14 protein-coding genes are annotated in these 16020 nt (G+C 50.6%); 9 read left to right on the forward strand and 5 right to left on the reverse strand.

The window, feature by feature from the left end; all coding sequences use genetic code 11:
- Positions 1–165: 165 nt before the first annotated feature.
- Positions 166–1704, reverse strand: coding sequence for a nucleoside deaminase (locus V7787_RS02230; RefSeq protein ID WP_081273213.1), 1539 nt, complete (start codon positions 1702–1704; stop codon positions 166–168).
- A gap of 279 nt (positions 1705–1983) precedes the next feature.
- Between V7787_RS02230 and V7787_RS02235 the strand changes: the two genes are divergently transcribed.
- Positions 1984–2220: a hypothetical protein gene (locus tag V7787_RS02235; RefSeq protein ID WP_064491907.1), complete on the forward strand. Its 237-nt coding sequence runs from the start codon at positions 1984–1986 to the stop codon at positions 2218–2220.
- 240 nt (positions 2221–2460) lie between these two features.
- Here V7787_RS02235 and V7787_RS02240 read toward each other — a convergent pair whose 3' ends face one another.
- Positions 2461–3063, reverse strand: a complete 603-nt coding sequence (locus V7787_RS02240; RefSeq protein WP_064491906.1) for a hypothetical protein — start codon at positions 3061–3063, stop codon at positions 2461–2463.
- A 502-nt stretch (positions 3064–3565) separates the two neighbouring features.
- On the reverse strand, positions 3566–3676 hold the full coding sequence (locus tag V7787_RS02245) for a 2-hydroxycarboxylate transporter family protein (RefSeq protein ID WP_155741792.1): 111 nt from the start codon (positions 3674–3676) through the stop codon (positions 3566–3568).
- 483 nt (positions 3677–4159) lie between these two features.
- On the opposite strand from V7787_RS02245, the gene V7787_RS02250 reads away from it, so the two are divergent.
- The gene (locus tag V7787_RS02250; protein WP_012051834.1) at positions 4160–4927 is read left to right on the forward strand and encodes an SDR family NAD(P)-dependent oxidoreductase; all 768 of its coding nucleotides are present in this window, start codon (positions 4160–4162) and stop codon (positions 4925–4927) included.
- 35 nt (positions 4928–4962) lie between these two features.
- On the opposite strand, the gene V7787_RS02255 is transcribed toward V7787_RS02250, so the two are convergent.
- On the reverse strand, positions 4963–5841 hold the full coding sequence (locus tag V7787_RS02255; RefSeq protein ID WP_064491905.1) for a LysR substrate-binding domain-containing protein: 879 nt from the start codon (positions 5839–5841) through the stop codon (positions 4963–4965).
- 178 nt (positions 5842–6019) lie between these two features.
- Here V7787_RS02255 and V7787_RS02260 point away from each other — a divergent pair, with 178 nt between their 5' ends.
- From V7787_RS02260 to gpmI, 7 genes are all read left to right on the forward strand, one after another.
- Entirely contained in the window at positions 6020–7297 is a 1278-nt protein-coding gene (locus tag V7787_RS02260) for a ribulose-bisphosphate carboxylase large subunit family protein (protein ID WP_064491904.1), read from the forward strand.
- Between the two features lie 3 nt (positions 7298–7300).
- Positions 7301–8692, forward strand: a complete 1392-nt coding sequence (locus V7787_RS02265; RefSeq protein WP_064491903.1) for a four-carbon acid sugar kinase family protein — start codon at positions 7301–7303, stop codon at positions 8690–8692.
- A 60-nt stretch (positions 8693–8752) separates the two neighbouring features.
- Entirely contained in the window at positions 8753–10096 is a 1344-nt protein-coding gene (locus V7787_RS02270) for an MFS transporter (RefSeq protein ID WP_064491902.1), read from the forward strand.
- 140 nt (positions 10097–10236) lie between these two features.
- Complete coding sequence (gene pyk, locus V7787_RS02275) at positions 10237–11673, forward strand: pyruvate kinase (RefSeq protein ID WP_064491901.1); 1437 nt, start codon at positions 10237–10239, stop codon at positions 11671–11673.
- 161 nt (positions 11674–11834) lie between these two features.
- The gene (locus tag V7787_RS02280; protein ID WP_196766205.1) at positions 11835–12008 is read left to right on the forward strand and encodes a hypothetical protein; all 174 of its coding nucleotides are present in this window, start codon (positions 11835–11837) and stop codon (positions 12006–12008) included.
- Positions 12001–13269 (forward strand): phosphopyruvate hydratase, encoded by a 1269-nt coding sequence (gene eno, locus V7787_RS02285; protein ID WP_064491960.1) that lies wholly within the window; start codon positions 12001–12003, stop codon positions 13267–13269. The genes V7787_RS02280 and eno overlap by 8 nt, the downstream gene beginning before the upstream one ends.
- A gap of 108 nt (positions 13270–13377) precedes the next feature.
- A complete protein-coding gene (gene gpmI / locus V7787_RS02290) occupies positions 13378–14913 on the forward strand; it encodes a 2,3-bisphosphoglycerate-independent phosphoglycerate mutase (protein WP_064491900.1) in 1536 nt (511 codons plus the stop codon).
- Between the two features lie 126 nt (positions 14914–15039).
- Here the strand turns inward: gpmI and V7787_RS02295 are convergent, their stop codons facing one another.
- Positions 15040–15942 (reverse strand): LysR family transcriptional regulator, encoded by a 903-nt coding sequence (locus V7787_RS02295; protein ID WP_081273212.1) that lies wholly within the window; start codon positions 15940–15942, stop codon positions 15040–15042.
- Between the last annotated feature and the right edge of the window lie 78 nt (positions 15943–16020).

A 16020-nucleotide genomic window follows, 5' to 3' on the forward strand; every position in this document is an offset into this window, starting at 1 on the left:
TGTTCGGTTGCTGAGTGGCGAGGTAGAAGAAATTTTCCAGCGTTTTCCCGTAGTCGTGAGGTCGACTGGAAGTTGTAAGGCAAATTGTTTAAAGAATCCAAGGCCAGGTATACGCCGACCTTGGATTGTCTTTAATTATTGGTAGGGTGGTGGCCTGTGGAGAAATTATAATCTTGAAGCTGTTTTAGTCGGACATGCTTTTAACTTTTCTCTGTCGTATTTTTCTGCTGTTACGGTGATTAAGAAAGCTCGCGCAGCATCAAGTGTTTTTTCGTTTTCACTATGCTGAACCTTGTAGGCGGCTAGCGCAGTGGCGGCTGAGCTGAATATGCTGTAGGCATTTTTTGTTAATAAAAAATCAGTGATGCTTTTGTTGGTTTCTTGAAAGGTATTATACTCGCTCTCCAGCTTGATTTTTTGCGCGAGCTTTGTGGGGGTGTATTCCTCGTAGACTCTAGGGTATTCGGCTTTTCTTAGCATTTCCCTTGTGTGTCCGTACCCCGGGTCTTTTTGAATGTAAATGACTCTTTTGACTTTTGTCATTGCAAGCATGCCTGAGCACATTGCACAAGGTTCAAGCGTTGTGTAAACGCTATACTCATCCAGATACTTACCAACTTTTGGGCAATTTAGAAAGCTTTGCATTAGTCGGACTTCCCCATGCTGGGTTGAATCGTCTCGGCTTCTGATGGAGTTTCTTGCCCAAAATACGGGGTTATCTGACTTGTCTACAAGTATTGATCCAATATTGTGACCACGCCCTTCGGGGCCGGTTTGCCAGTCCTTCTCTACCATTGCCATAGCTAAAAGGGAAAATATCTCGTCCCGCTCACCCTGGGTAGAAGTTGTCGCGGTAGTTTTTAAATCGCAAGTTGGATGTCGCGTAGGTACCTCAGTATTTTTTCCATCAGTTGTAATTTCATCAGGGTTGGGCGGTCTTTTGTGCAAATCATTATTGAAGAATGTGACCATTTCAGGCGTGACAGGTACAAACAACTTGCCTGCGCCATTTCGTGCCTCATGAGGTTTAAGGTCTGGAGCGTAGGTGGTTACTCTAGAAGTAATAGTTCCCCAGTTATGAACCAAAATCCAATAGTCCATGAACTGAATGGCTGAGTCTGACTTAGATGCGCATTCTATGTCGTTCAATACGTAATCAAACCTAGCCGATTCAGCTAAGAGCATAGCAAATAGCCGGATAGCGTTATGGATGTCGTTGCTCTTTTCCGGTGTTTTGAACGCCTCCTCCAAATCTTGAGTTGTCGAAATTGAACTGATTGCATTCAATGCGTCCACGGCTGAGGACTCATTAATGGAGATTTTAGACCCTCCTTTGTAGTCGACAAAGTTGTATGAGTTTCTTTCGCATCTGAGCCCTTTGGGAATAGGGCCTTCCTTGCAAAGTGGCACTCCATTCAGATCTTTTATGTAGATTGTATTTCTTTGGAAAGTCAATGTGGCGGAATGATTATTTTCTGTCTGCACCCCGCAGTCACTGCTTATGGTCACGTTGTATCTATCTTTTTCATCAACTGTGGGTGTAGTATTTTCTCTTATTTTTTCGCGAATAAAGTCTGAGATCTCGGGGTAAGTATATCTTGTCGGCTCTCCCTGGATGAAAAAGGATAATTTACAATTTGCAGAAACGGCCTGGCTCAGAAACAATGAGACAGAAATAAATATTAGTCCGAATATTCTTTTCATCGTTTTCTCTTCAAGTTTATAGGCTGACCCTGATGATTTCCGTAACTCCGTTATTTGTAATGTATGGCTTATGTCATTTTTCTCCTGGGGGTAACTAATTAAGACCTTTGTTTTATGCAGAATAGCTTTTAAGTGGCCGTTTGCCAGTATACGAATGCCGTCGAGGGGCAGATTAGCTATGTTTTGTAAGACGGGGGCTCTCTAACCCTTGTAGAAGCTGGCTCTCCTGCGGCGGGTTACGTCTGGCCAAAAGATTTTGCTACAAAGGTTGAATGCCTCATGACTCCCCAAAAATACGACCTTCATCTCTTGGGTTGGCACAGCTTCCAGCAGCTGTGTGTGGCGGTTGCCTCAACCGAATTGGGCCAAACAGTCGAGACGTTCCTTGAGGGCAATGAAGGAGGTCGGGATGGTGGGTTCAAGGGGATGGCGCAGATTTTGTCGCAACTGCTACGCTTAGGGATCCAGATCCAGCCGTTGAATTCGCCGACGAGGCTCAGGCAATTTACGACCTGACGATCAGACCTTATGAGAACTCGATCATGCTTCAATTCGGCTGGGTATCGTGGATACTCAGTCCTTCTGAAGCGAAATGGTTTGGCGATCAGCTATGGACTGCGGCGTTTTTGGCAGCAAAATAAGCTAAAAGCGTGAGTTGATTTTTATTACCCATGCGATCCGGAGAGGGGCGAGCCCCTCCGGGACGCATTAGGTAGACGGCACGAACCTGTAATTACTGAGTTTAACCAACGCTCCTTACAGCTGGCCCCAGTACGCTGACACGTATGCCATCTCGGCATTAACCATCGAAAGAAGTTTTGGATCTGCGTGGCCTGGGCCGGCGAACAGCTTGCTATTTTTCACGTCCAGTATGGCCATGCAGCAGCCATCAGGAGCGTCTGGCCTTAGAGAGTGTTCCATCAGGGCGAGCACGACATCAATCCTCAACTTCTGCAATTTTTCGTCTTTGAGGTACAGCTTGACGAAGTGAGGCACCCCGTCGACCATCAGGCCAAGCTCTGGTTTAACCGAAATGTCGATGTCACCTATCTGATAGGTCACGGCATAAGGTGCGTGCCATTCGATCTGCTTTCGCCCCCACCATTTCTCGTAGCCTTTGATCGCTCGAGGATAATTGCTTAGCTTTTTCTGGTCGCTGATCCGAGTGAGGATCGACTTGAGCTCGCTTTTATCTCCTCCCTTCTCATGGACAGCAACAATGCCCTCTCGAAGAGCCTTGTAGAAATCAGTAACCGGGCTGTATGGCGGTCTGTTCTTGATCTCAGAAACCTTGTTGGCTTTTGGCGCTCCTGCTCTCGAAACGACCTCTACCACATCTCCCAATGTCAGCCTTGGCATAATTCCTCTCCCATGAAAAGGCGTTGATGCAGTCGAGCACCGCGCCTGAGCTTACGAATCTAAAACTTAGCTCAAATGGTGCTAAGCGAGGCCAGATTCGCTCGACCTGGATGTGATTGACGAGATCCATGGGTATCAGCTCATGTTGACTCTGGCTACTCACGTCTGGTGGGGGATGCAGCTGGGAGGGTATGAGAGCTCGCCCCCCCTACGGTTGTGAAAACCAGGTACAGCCATGAGCTTCTGTACAGTCCTATCCTTATCGACATTCCTCGCTCACTTGCCCCCTCCATCTGTCCGCCAAGTCATTCAGGCGTCAGTTGCATAGCTAGCCTGCAGTGACTTTGGGCATGTTCAACCCGGATCAGACGAAGAAAGCCAACGCAGCTGGTCTAGCGAGAGGAGATCTCAAATGTAGGATACGCACATGCCACCACCATCTGGTGCGTGGCCAGGTGGCGATGGCATGTACGTAATGCTCAAATTTGTTGGCTAGGACTTGTTAGCTGAAGATGCCTGGCAGCAAGGTAACACCGATCACAGTGGCAGCGCCGCCAATGCGAGTCGAGATCTGAGCCAAGGGCATCAGTTGCATACGGTTGCAGGTCGACATGATAGCTACGTTTCCGTACCGCCCAACCCACTGAGACATCACCGGGGCGCATCATCTGCATGGCTCAGGAGGTGGTTCATATAATTAAAGGCAAAATACGCCCCTGTAATTAATTTATTGGAAAGTTGGCGGTTGCTAGGTTTTTTATATTAAAAAATAGCGGAATCCGTTGTTTTTCAGCTACTATAAAATGCTTATAAGTTTTTTATTATTATGCTTTTTATCGCGATCATTGCATCGAATTAGTGTATGTGCAGAGCCAATGGGTTTGTATGTGCTTGACATGGCCGCTAATTATTCTGGTGACGTCCAGACTCCGAACGCCACCGTTGGATGAGGCTTGAGCTGGTTCAGTTGCCCGTGTGGCTTGTGTGAGCTTTCCTATCCTGGCTGCGAGTTTTTATCCATTGCGTAAAGACCCTGGCAGCTCTAGCCTTCATCGATCCAATAAGCCTTTGGCGATCATAACAAGAGAGGGTTTCGATGAAGTACGCAGACAAGAAAATCGCCGTGGTTACAGGCGGTGCGATGGGTATCGGTGCTGAAGCTGCCGTTTCACTGGCGAAGGACGGGCACCATGTCGTCATTTGTGACATCAACGTCGACGCGGCTGAGCAATTTTCGCGACAGCTCCGTGCGGAGGGTTTCACAGCTGACGCGTGCCAGGTAGATGTAGCCTCGGTGGAGTCTGTAAGGGATGCATTTTCTTGGATCGATAGCGAGTTCGGCAGATGCGATGTGCTGGTGAATTCCGCAGGCATCGCCAAGACTATGCCGTTCCTAGAGTTTGATCTAGACGTTTTCAATAAGACCATGCACATCAACGTCACTGGCACGTTCATGTGCTGCCAGCTCGCCGCTCAAATCATGCGGAAAAACGGGTTCGGCAGAATCATCAACATCGCGTCGGTCGCTGGTATGCGTGCCGTGGGCAAGGGTCGAACCGCTTACGGTACCTCTAAAGGTGCAGTCATTGCGTTGACCCGGCAGATGGCTGTGGAACTCAGCGAATATGGGATCACTGCTAACGCTATAGCGCCGGGCCCGGTCGATACCCCGATGACCAAGGAGTTGCACAGCGACACCTTCCGCCAGGCTTATAGCAATGCTATTCCGGCTAAGCGCTACGGAACGACTCAAGAAATTGCCGGCGCAGTTAGCTATCTGGCATCTGACGTAGCTGCTTACGTGAATGGTGTTGTTCTGCCTGTGGATGGCGGGTTCCTGGCCTGGGGCGCAGGCGACCTGTAATCGGCACTATTGCAAGCGCCCAAGCGGGCGCTTGTCTAGCTTTGCGCCATCTCTTTTTTTATCCACTTTTCCAAATCTGTTGTATCGGGGCGTAGCCTTGCATTGGGTGAAACCCACAGAACCAATTTTGATGCCCCTTGCACAAAGCCAAATGGAGCCACCAAGGCACCACTCTCAAGCTCTGCTTCCACTAACATGCGCGGCACACAGGCGAATCCCAAGCCGAGCTTGGCTGCCTGAATGAGTAAGTAGAAGTGCTCGAAATACTCCATCTCAAGCAGCTCACCAGGTTCGTGCTCAATAGACGCGTACCAATCCTTCCATGCGTGGGGCCGCGTTTTCGTGGTCAGCAAGCGTTCTTTGGTTAAGTCGCTCACCTCCGTGACGCCGGACGCAGTTAGATAGGCAGGCGAACAGATCGCACCTACCCATTCACTGGTTAGGGGTATCGGATCGATGCCAAGAGGTGGTTCGATGCTGTCCAAGCGTATCGCCACGCTGACGCCTTCGTGGGCGAAATCAATGGGGCCGTGACCCGTCTTCAAGCCTAATTCCATGGTGGGGAAGCTGCTGTGGAGCTTGGCGAGTCGAGGTAGCAGCCAATGCATCATGATCGAGGCGGAGCAGGAGAGTTCGAGCGGGCGAGGGCGAACCTCATCAATGCTCTCTTGTATCAAGGCAAAAGCCCTGGCCAAGCCCGAGGCGAGGCGTGATCCCTCTGGGGTGAGCTTGGTGCCATGTGCATTTCGGGTGAGCAGAATTACACCTAGGGCGTCTTCCAGGCTTCGGACATGACGGCTGATAGCTCCGTGAGTCACGCACAGAGCATCCGCTGCATCGCTGAACGATCCTTTGCGCGCGATCATTTCAAACGCTCGTAGGGCATTGAGCGAAGGCCTGACTGGCGACGTCATATACGCACCTCCTTAAGACCGAAGCCTCGGCCATAGCTAGGATTCTAGTGTGAGTTTTTCTCACTCTCGAAGGAAATCATATCGGTTGGATTGATACAGGGTCAATGTATATTGATTTGAAACTGTCTTGGGCATTTCGGGCAGATTCACAATAACAAATAGATTTGAGGCACCCATCATGGTCGATCACAAGGCCGGGCGAGAGGAATTTACTGCCCGATTTTTTGTAGAGAGCAGCTACCCAATTGAACGGGTTAGCGAGGTAATCGCAGGAGAGCAATCCAGCGGTACCTTCCTCTCACTTCCTGGCGAATCGGCGGAGCTTAAAGAACGCTCTCGTGCTCGTGTCGTAGCTATTGAGCCGCTGCCGTCCGTTTCCAGCCCTTCTCTGCACAGCGACTACCTGGCTCGCCACAATCCCTCTGAGACCTACCATCGAGGTGAGGTCACTATCGCGTTCCCTACAGCCAATATCGGAACGAATATCCCTGCGTTGCTCACCACCATTGCCGGCAATCTCTTTGAGATCGGCGAGGTGAGCGGGCTGAGGGTGCTAGATCTGGAGCTTCCCGAGCGGTTTGCATCGGGATTCATTGGCCCTCAATTCGGAATTGAGGGCACCAGGGCGCTAGCCGGTGTTCATGACCGACCGATCATTGGAACCATCGTCAAGCCGAGTATCGGCCTTACTCCCGAGCAGACAGCTTCTGTGGTCGATGAGCTCTGCGCCGGAGGTATCGATTTCATCAAGGATGATGAGTTGCTCATCGATCCTACCTACGCTTCGTTCGATGCCCGTCTCGGTGCTGTGATGCCTGTGCTTCACAAGCATGCAGATCGCCTCGGACGCATGCCCATGTACGCTATCAACATCTCGGGCAGCATCGACGAGATGATGCGCCGCCAAGATGCAGTGCTTGAGGCGGGTGGTACCTGCGTGATGCTTTGCCTGAATTGGGTTGGGCATTCGGCGGTAGAGCACATTCGAAAGCATGCCCAGTTGCCTATTCATGGTCATCGTAATGGCTGGGGAGCTCTGACTCGTTATCCCCAGTTAGGTTTCTCATTCGAGGTGTATCAGAAGATCTGGCGGCTGGCCGGGATCGACCATCTGCATGTGAATGGTATTCAGGGCAAGTTCTACGAGGCGGACGACTCCGTAATCTCCTCTGCCAAGAGCTGCCTTGCTCCATTTGCCGGCATGCGCCCCTTGATGCCTGTCTTCTCCTCCGGACAATGGGCGGGCCAGGCGCCTGAGCTTTTCAACAGGCTTCAATCTGTTGACCTGATGCACCTCGCTGGCGGCGGCATCATCGGTCATCCGATGGGTATCGAAGCAGGCGTGCAAAGCATGCGTGAGGGCTGGGAAGCTGCTGTACAGCATATGCCTCTTGAGCGTTACGCAGAGGGTAGGCCAGCCCTGTCAGCGGCCCTCCAGAAGTTTGGAGGCAAATAAGTCATGACCTCCCATCACGTTACCAAGCTGCCGTTGGTCTTTTATGGTGATGACTTCACTGGCTCGACCGATGCTCTAGAGGTTCTGACGGCTGCTGGACTTAAATGTGCCCTGTTCCTCGCTCCTCCGACCCCAGAACGCCTGGCGGAGCTCGGTGAATTTGACGCCATCGGCATCGCTGGTGATAGCCGTGCTTTGTCCAATGGCGAGATGGATGCGGTGTTGCCCGGGATTTTTGAGGGCATCAAACGTCTATCGCCAGCGTTGATTCACTACAAGGTTTGCTCGACTTTTGACAGTGCCGACTCCGTGGGCAGCATTGGGCACGTCATTGAGCTGGCATCTCGCATCTATGATGTCAAAGGGATTCCGATCATTGCAGGCAATCCCGCATTGGGCCGTTACTGCGTTTTCGGCAACCTCTATGCCTTGTCCAAGACAGATCACAAGGTTCACAGGATTGACCGGCACCCTATTATGAGTGCCCACCCGATTACCCCGATGCATGAAGCGGACTTGAGTATCCATATCGGCAAGCAAAAGAACTTGTCGATTGGCAAAGTGGATATTCGCCAGCTCGAAAAGAGTGCAGAGCTCAGCCGATTAGTCGACGCGATGTCACAGCAGCACGATGCAGTGCTGTTTGATGGTACCGACGACTCTCATATGACCACCGCTGGCCAAGTATTGACCGAGCTTTCATCAGGCGCAGCTCCAGTTTTCGTCGTCGGTTCTTCCGGCGTGGAGTACGGCCTAACACAATATTGGCGTACCGCTGGGGTGTTTCCGCCACGAGCGTCGCTGGCCGTACCTCTGAAACCTGCAGACCAGGTACTGGTTATCTCAGGCAGTGCTTCGCCGTTGAGTCAGGCCCAGATTGAAACGGCAATCGATTACGGGTTTGTGGAGCTTGAAGTCGATGCTGCCGCTTTGATTACTGAGTCCCGAAAAAGCGCCGCAATACGAGATGTGGTGATGGCCGCTGTATCCCACCTCGAAGAGGGGCGGTCGGTGTTGATTCACACTGCCAAAGGCCCTGGCGACTCTCGGATCGAGCAGATGATCGAGGCAATGCTGCAAAAAGGCCTGCCTAGGGATGAGGCGAGGGTTCAGGGAGGGAAGCAGCTAGCGATGGAGGTAGGCCAGGTTGCACTTGAAATTCTCAAGGCATTCCCGTTGAAACGATTAGTGGTGTCCGGTGGCGACACATCGAGCCAAGTGACCAAAGTGCTTGCTCCCGACGCTCTGGTTATCAAGTCTGATATTTCTCCTGGCGCTCCTCTGTGCCAAATGCACTCTCGCGAGCCGTACCTGAAGGATGTGGAGATTGCTCTAAAAGGTGGGCAGATGGGAGATCGTGATTATTTCGTCAAAGCACTCAGAGGCCTTGAATAATCTCTGAGGGTTTTTCAGCAAGAAAATACTTGCATATCTACAATAACAAAAGGTGAAACCATGCATACCTCTATATCGAGCCCTGTCGAAAGTGACCTCGATCACATGGATCATGACGAGAAAAAATCCATGAAGAATGTTGTGGCCGGAAGCCTGTTCGGAACAGCATTAGAAACCTACGATCTCTACCTCTATGGCACTGCTGCTGCCCTTATTTTTGGGCCTCTGTTTTTCCCAGGGACTGACGAGACAGTATCCCGGCTGGCCTCTCTCGCGTCATTCGCAATTTCTTTCGTGGCGCGTCCACTAGGGTCGCTTGTACTTGGTCATTTCGGGGACAGGATTGGCCGTAAAAAGCTGCTGTATCTCACTCTCATCATTATGGGCTTGAGCACGGTAGGTATTGGTCTTTTGCCTACCTATGCCAGCATTGGCATTTGGGCACCTATCATGCTCTGCGTGCTCCGCTTCATCCAGGGCTTCGCTTTTGCGGGTGAGTACAGTGGCGCTGTGCTGATGCTCTTAGAGCATGCCCCAAGAAGAAGGAGGGGATTCTATGCGGCGATAAATAACATTGGCCCTGTCTTTGGTTTCATCGCATCCGCTGGCATGCTTTTGATCGTCAGTGCCTTGCTTTCTAAAGAGGATTTCACTGCTTGGGGATGGCGAATTCCTTTCATCGCCAGCCTTGCGCTGCTGATAGTAGGGGTGTTTGTCCGCTCCAAAGTCCCTGAGTCTCCAGTGTTTGAAAAAACTGCTGAGAAGAGGGCTGCAACCCCAGGCGACTCGCAATCTCCAGCGCTCCGCTTGTTCACTCGCTATCCTAAGCAACTAATGTTGGTTGCAGGCGCTAACATCTGCCACTTCTCGACCTTCTACCTCTTCACTGTATTTGCCTTGAGCTATGGCCAGCGAGAGCTAGGCCTGTCCAATGCCTTCGTGTTGTCAGTCGCAATGGTTGCAATCTCTACTCACCTGGTAGTCGTACCCTTTGCAGGGGCGCTGGCAGATCGTATTGGCCGCCGTACCATGATGCTGATTGGTTTTGTCGTGACTGCACTTGCAGCCTTTCCTTTCTGGCACCTCTTTTCAACCGGTGAGTTCTGGCCGATGGTCGCTGGATCCTGCATGTTCATGACTGGATATGGCTTGGTATACGGTGCAGTGCCATCGTTCACTGGCGAAGCTTTCGGGCCTAGCGCTCGCTTCACAGGTTTCGCAATGTCTACTAACGTTGGTGGAATAGTAGGTGGTGGTACTGCTCCAATTGTAGGGGCATTCCTCCTCAGCCATTACGGTACGCCTTACGCGATCTCGATGCTCACGATAGCTCTCGCGGCGTTCTCTGGACTCTGTGTATACCTGTCTGCTGAGACAAAAGACGTGGACATCGTCGACGAGTGACCCTGGCATTTGCGTGCCTCCCCGGGGGCACGCAGTCTCGGCTGTAAACCCCACCTTGTATTGCTAAGTGCTCAGCCAGCAATAACTTTTCGAACTTACTCAGTGAGAAGAGGGAATCCTCGTCCCTGGAAGGTATCGGTATGACTATTCGTAGAACAAAAATTGTTGCAACTCTAGGCCCTGCTAGTAATTCACCACAAGTTATTGAAGAACTAATCTTGGCCGGGTTAGATGTGGCACGTTTGAATTTTTCTCATGGCACTCCAAGTGAGCACATTGCTCGCGCTCGCTTGATTCGTGAGATCGCTGCCAAACACGGTAGGCATGTGGCTTTGTTGGGCGATTTGCAGGGCCCTAAAATTCGTATTGCGAAATTCACTAACAAACGGATCGAGTTGAAGGTTGGCGATACCTTCTCCTTCTCCACGAGTCATCCTCTCACATCAGGCAATGAGCAGGTTGTGGGAATTGATTACCCCGACCTGGTCAAGGATTGTGGTGTCGGCGACGAGCTCCTGCTTGATGATGGGCGAGTGGTTATGCGTGTTGAATCGACTACGCCCGAAGCCTTACATTGCATCGTCACTGTGGGCGGGCCTCTGTCAGATCACAAGGGGATCAACCGCAAGGGGGGCGGGCTCACTGCTCCTGCCCTTACCGAAAAAGACAAAGCTGATATCAAACTCGCTGCGGAAATGGATCTCGACTACTTGGCCGTTTCATTCCCTCGGGATGCCAAGGACATGGAGTACGCCCGCAAGCTGCGTGATGAGTCAGGAGGGACAGCCTGGCTGGTGTCGAAGATCGAACGAGCCGAGGCTGTTGCCGATGATCAGACGCTCGATGAGCTGATCGCAGCTAGCGATGCGGTAATGGTCGCTCGGGGAGATCTTGGTGTGGAGATTGGAGATGCGGAGCTAATCGCTATCCAAAAGAAGATCATTCTGCATGCCCGGCGTAACAATAAAGCGGTGATCGTTGCGACCCAGATGATGGAATCGATGATCTCCAGTCCGATGCCTACCCGCGCTGAAGTGTCAGATGTGGCCAATGCGGTACTCGACAACACTGACGCCGTAATGCTGTCCGCTGAAAGCGCTGCCGGGGCATACCCCATCGAGGCTGTACGTGCCATGGCTCGTATTTGCAGCGGTGCTGAAAAACATCCGACCAATCTAAAGTCTAGTCATCGATTGCATACGACCTTTGGGCGTTGTGACGAAAGCATTGCGCTGGCCGCGCTCTACACAGCGAACCACTTCCCTGGTGTTAAGGCAATCATCTCGCTCACAGAGAGTGGCTTCACACCTTTGATTATGTCTCGGCTTCGTTCTCATGTGCCGATCTATGCGCTTTCGCCTCATCGCGCTACCCGGGCTCGCTCCTCGCTATTCCGTGGTGTTTATCCAATAGCGTTTGATCCTGCCTCACTGCCCTCTGAGACAGTAAGCGAGGCCGCCATCGGCGAATTGTTGAAGCGTGATTTGGTACAGCCTGGAGACTGGATCATTCTCACTAAGGGTGACAGTTACAATGTGGTGGGTGGTACGAACGGCATGAAAATCCTCCAAGTCTAACTCTCAGTTAATTGAAATAATTCTAGAGGCGGATGCATCAGCTTTGATGCATATAAGGATCTGCCTCTAATCCTTGTTGGATATATACGGCGGCGCCACGCAATCGGTACTCACCTAGGTGTAGCTCCGGGGTATGGTCGCTATTGTCAGGGAGTTTCCAAATGGTTGTTCAACAGAAAATTTTTGAGTCTGGTTTGGATCAAGATTTGAAGCCTGATGACTGGCCGCGCGATTTTGATATTCGAGCTGAGTTTGCCGAACAACAAGAGTTGCTGGGCGCTAATTATCAATATGCTGGATGTGCATCGCAATTGGAGGAAAGTAGTGATGAGTGAGTTCACTCGCATCAAGAAGGTCTTCGCTCGCGAGATCTTGGACTCTCGAGGCAACCCTACCGTAGAGGCTGTGGTTACTTTAGGTTGTGGAGTAACAGGTGAGGCAAGCGTACCGTCAGGCGCTTCCACCGGCTCCCGTGAAGCCCTTGAATTGCGTGATGGCTCATGGCGTTACAAGGGAAAAGGAGTAATGCGTGCCGTCGAAAATGTGAATGTCGCGATCCACGAGCGCATTCTAGGCCTGGACGCACTGGATCAGCGAGTAGTTGATCAAGCAATGATCTCTCTTGATGGTACGGACTCGAAATCTATTCTTGGTGCTAACGCAATTCTCGCTGTTTCTTTGGCCACTGCTAAAGCTGCCGCAGCATCCCAGGGTATTCCATTGTACGAACACCTTGCGAAACTTTTTAGTGCGAACCCAACTTACTCTATGCCTGTGCCGATGATGAATATCCTCAACGGCGGTGAGCATGCGGATAATAATATCGATATCCAAGAGTTCATGATTCAGCCAATTTCAGCTCCGAATTTTAGGGAGGGTTTGCGAATTGGCGCTGAAATATTTCATACCTTGAAGGCCGTGCTTTCAGAGCGTGGTCTAAGTACCTCTGTTGGTGATGAGGGTGGCTTCGCACCCTCCTTGGCCTCGAATGAAGAAGCGCTAGTTGTTATTGCCGAAGCTGTTAGTCGCGCCGGCTACGAGTTAGGGCGAGACGTAACGTTAGCATTAGATTGCGCGGCCTCCGAGTTTTACAAGGACGGTAAATACAAGTTGGCAGGTGAGGGGAGGTCTCTGACTTCCGAGCAGTTTGTTGACTATCTGGCTGATCTCTGTAGCAAATATCCGATTGCTTCTATCGAAGATGGTCTGGATGAGAGTGATTGGGGTGGGTGGGCATACTTAACCGCTCAATTGGGTCAGAAAGTTCAACTGGTGGGGGATGATCTTTTCGTCACTAATCCAGCAATTCTGCGCAAGGGTATTGAACAAGGAGTTGCTAATTCGATTTTGATTAAACTTAATCAGATCGGAACTTTAAGTGAGACGTTTGATGCCATACGTATGGCGCAAGAGGCTGGTTATGCTGCAGTGATTTCCCATCGATCCGGGGAAACAGAGGATACCACGATTGCTGATTTGGCCGTAGCGACTAACGCCGGGCAGATCAAAACCGGCTCGCTGTGTCGTTCAGATCGTGTTGGGAAGTACAACCGTTTGCTTCGTATTGAAGAGGCTCTTGAAGGCCAAGCGACCTAAGGTGCTGAGACGATCCTCGTAGATGCCGACTGACCATTGCGCGCACGGTCTAGCTCTAAGTAGATGTATGAGTCGTGCGCGCCAGGAATATCATTCAGAGGTTCTCATATGACAACCTGCACTCTAATTGTTTTGGATGGAATTGGACTGAGGTCTCAGCAGGAAGCCAATGCAGTAGCTGCTGCCAACACTCCGACCCTGGACTACCTTTTCGAAAATTACCCTTACAGTGAGATTGCGACGTCCGGTATGGCTGTAGGGCTTCCTGATGGTCAAATGGGAAATTCCGAGGTCGGTCATATGAACCTCGGAGCGGGCCGGATCGTTTATCAAAATTTTTCGCGGATCAACAAAAGTATCGAAGATGGCTCATTCTATGAGAACGATGCTTTTCTAGAGGTTTTGAAACGTACAAGGCAACGAGGTGGTTCAATTCATCTGCTTGGCTTATTGTCACCTGGCGGTGTTCATAGTCACTTGGATCATTTTGTTGCAGCAGCCAGTTTGGTTGCGGCGAATGGTATCGAACAGTGCTATGTTCATGCGTTCCTTGATGGGCGAGATACCCCACCCAAAAGCGCTTCAGAATCTATTTCTGCCCTTGAGCTTGAATTGGCCAACAATGGCGGAGGTAGGATCGCGTCGTTAGTAGGGCGTTACTATGCGATGGATCGCGATAACCGCTGGAGTCGGGTAGAGGCGGCCTACAGGTTAATTGTTCAAGGGCAAAGCAAGTTTCACTATGAAACTGCGCTGGAGGCTCTTCAAGAAGCCTATGCACGTGGCGAAAGCGATGAGTTTGTCCAGGCAACATCGATTGGCAGCCCTGTTATAATTAGTGGAAACGATGCAGTCATACTATTAAATTTTAGGCCTGACCGATCTCGTCAAATGTGTAAAGCGCTCACTGACTATAATTTTTCTGAGTTCAAGAGACCTTTTGTCATAGGCAAAGAGCAGATGCTCACTATGACGCGCTACGCAGAAGAATTTGATGTATTGTGTGCTTTTCCGCCAGAGCCTATTAGGAATAGTCTGGGTGAGTACATGGCCCGGCTGGGAAGGTCTCAACTTAGAATTGCCGAAACAGAAAAGTATGCCCACGTTACGTTTTTCTTTAATGGGGGGCAGGAAGAGCCATTCTCATTGGAAAAAAGGATTCTTGTTAAATCTCCGCTGGTGGAGTCCTACGATCTTCAGCCCGAGATGAGTGCCTTTGAATTGACGGATAATTTAGTCGCAGAAATCTTAAGCGCCAATCATGACTTGATTGTATGTAATTATGCAAATGGGGACATGGTTGGTCATAGTGGTGTTTTTGAAGCTGCTGTAAAAGCTGTGGAGGCCGTCGATCAATGCCTGCGGCGTGTTGTAGACGCAGTGCTTGTGTCGGGTGGCAATTGCCTGATAACTGCAGATCACGGCAACGTTGAGCAGATGTGGGATCCGGAGTCTGGACAAGTTCATACTGCCCATACTCTTAATGCCGTACCTCTCATCTACATTTCCGGTGGGAAGAAATTCGGCCTAAGTAATGGGCGGCTGTGTGATATCGCTCCAACCATTCTAGATATCCTAGATCTTCCGCAGCCCAAAGAGATGACCGGTGTTTCGTTATTGAAGTCCAGGTTCAATAATATTTAGGTTGTCTGTGTTCGAGTTGTTAAGGCTTGGTGTATAAAGCTCCCAAGCCTATAGCTCAAGTCACCACTTAGGACTAACAGCCGGTAGCGAGTTCGGTCAGAGGTAGCAGGCTCGGAGACACATTAGCTAGGGTGAGGCATGGCGTTCGTCAATCACGGAGCTGTTGGCGAATGCTTCCGCTATAAACTCCATGAATACCAGCGCTCTTTTAGGCATTAGCCGATCCGCAATGTAAACAAACTGGATAGGTACGGGAGGCGGATAAAACTCCTGAAGTATCAGTTTAAGATTTCCATTGCTCAAGCCCGCCTCGTATAGCCATTCGGGCCCTTGTGCTATCCCCACACCCGCATTGACCAACTCTCGGGTAGCTTCTGGAGAGTTTACTCTGAGCTTTCCGGTGACAGGTATGTCCACATTACGAAAACGCCATGTGGCCCCGGTGCTTAACAATGTATAAATTATACAGTCATGATTTTCGAGATCTTCTGGCGTCGAAGGGGTGCCACGCTTGGCCAAATAATCTGAACTAGCGACGCATACGCGCTTGAATGAACCTAATTGTTTAGTTCTAAGTGTCTTGTCATCGAAGTGACCGATCCGCAGTGCTAGGTCAGCACCCTCATCTACAAGGTTTACGAAGCGATCATTAATCTGCAGGTCTAGGGTCATTTCCGGATAAAGGCTTAGAAATCTGGGTATTTCAGGAACGATAAAGGTATGTGCCAGAGCAGTAGGGCAGGCCACCCTCAGCAACCCAGAAGGCGTAACGTCGTTCTTCAGTGCTGATTCCGATTCAGCTACTGCATCGAGAATTCGGCGTGCATCCGCGTAGTACCGCTCTCCTTCAGACGTGAGTGACAGCTTCCTGGTAGACCTGTGAAGCAATCGAGTTTTCAGATGATCTTCCAAGGCGGCTACATAGCGGCTTACGTTCGGTTGGCCAAGGCCTAAATCTCGACCTGCCGACGAGAAGCTACCCGTTTCCACAGTGCGTACAAAGCATGTCATCAGTAGCAGACGATCCACGTTCCATTCTCCGATTTATGCCTGGAGGGCATGAATGCTATTCAATTTCGCCATCTTATCAATTATTCGGCATAGGTA

It is taken from the genome of Pseudomonas sp. CGJS7 (genome assembly GCF_036961695.1).

Coding starts and splice junctions, on each gene's coding strand:
- V7787_RS02250 (WP_012051834.1), top strand. CDS start 4,160: ATGAAGTACGCAGACAAGAAAATCGCCGTGGTTACAGGCGGTGCGATG.
- V7787_RS02235 (WP_064491907.1), top strand. CDS start 1,984: ATGACTCCCCAAAAATACGACCTTCATCTCTTGGGTTGGCACAGCTTC.
- eno (WP_064491960.1), top strand. CDS start 12,001: ATGAGTGAGTTCACTCGCATCAAGAAGGTCTTCGCTCGCGAGATCTTG.
- V7787_RS02270 (WP_064491902.1), top strand. CDS start 8,753: ATGCATACCTCTATATCGAGCCCTGTCGAAAGTGACCTCGATCACATG.
- V7787_RS02265 (WP_064491903.1), top strand. CDS start 7,301: ATGACCTCCCATCACGTTACCAAGCTGCCGTTGGTCTTTTATGGTGAT.
- V7787_RS02240 (WP_064491906.1), bottom strand. CDS start 3,063: ATGCCAAGGCTGACATTGGGAGATGTGGTAGAGGTCGTTTCGAGAGCA.
- V7787_RS02260 (WP_064491904.1), top strand. CDS start 6,020: ATGGTCGATCACAAGGCCGGGCGAGAGGAATTTACTGCCCGATTTTTT.
- V7787_RS02255 (WP_064491905.1), bottom strand. CDS start 5,841: ATGACGTCGCCAGTCAGGCCTTCGCTCAATGCCCTACGAGCGTTTGAA.
- V7787_RS02280 (WP_196766205.1), top strand. CDS start 11,835: ATGGTTGTTCAACAGAAAATTTTTGAGTCTGGTTTGGATCAAGATTTG.
- pyk (WP_064491901.1), top strand. CDS start 10,237: ATGACTATTCGTAGAACAAAAATTGTTGCAACTCTAGGCCCTGCTAGT.
- V7787_RS02230 (WP_081273213.1), bottom strand. CDS start 1,704: ATGAAAAGAATATTCGGACTAATATTTATTTCTGTCTCATTGTTTCTG.
- gpmI (WP_064491900.1), top strand. CDS start 13,378: ATGACAACCTGCACTCTAATTGTTTTGGATGGAATTGGACTGAGGTCT.
- V7787_RS02245 (WP_155741792.1), bottom strand. CDS start 3,676: ATGTCGACCTGCAACCGTATGCAACTGATGCCCTTGGCTCAGATCTCG.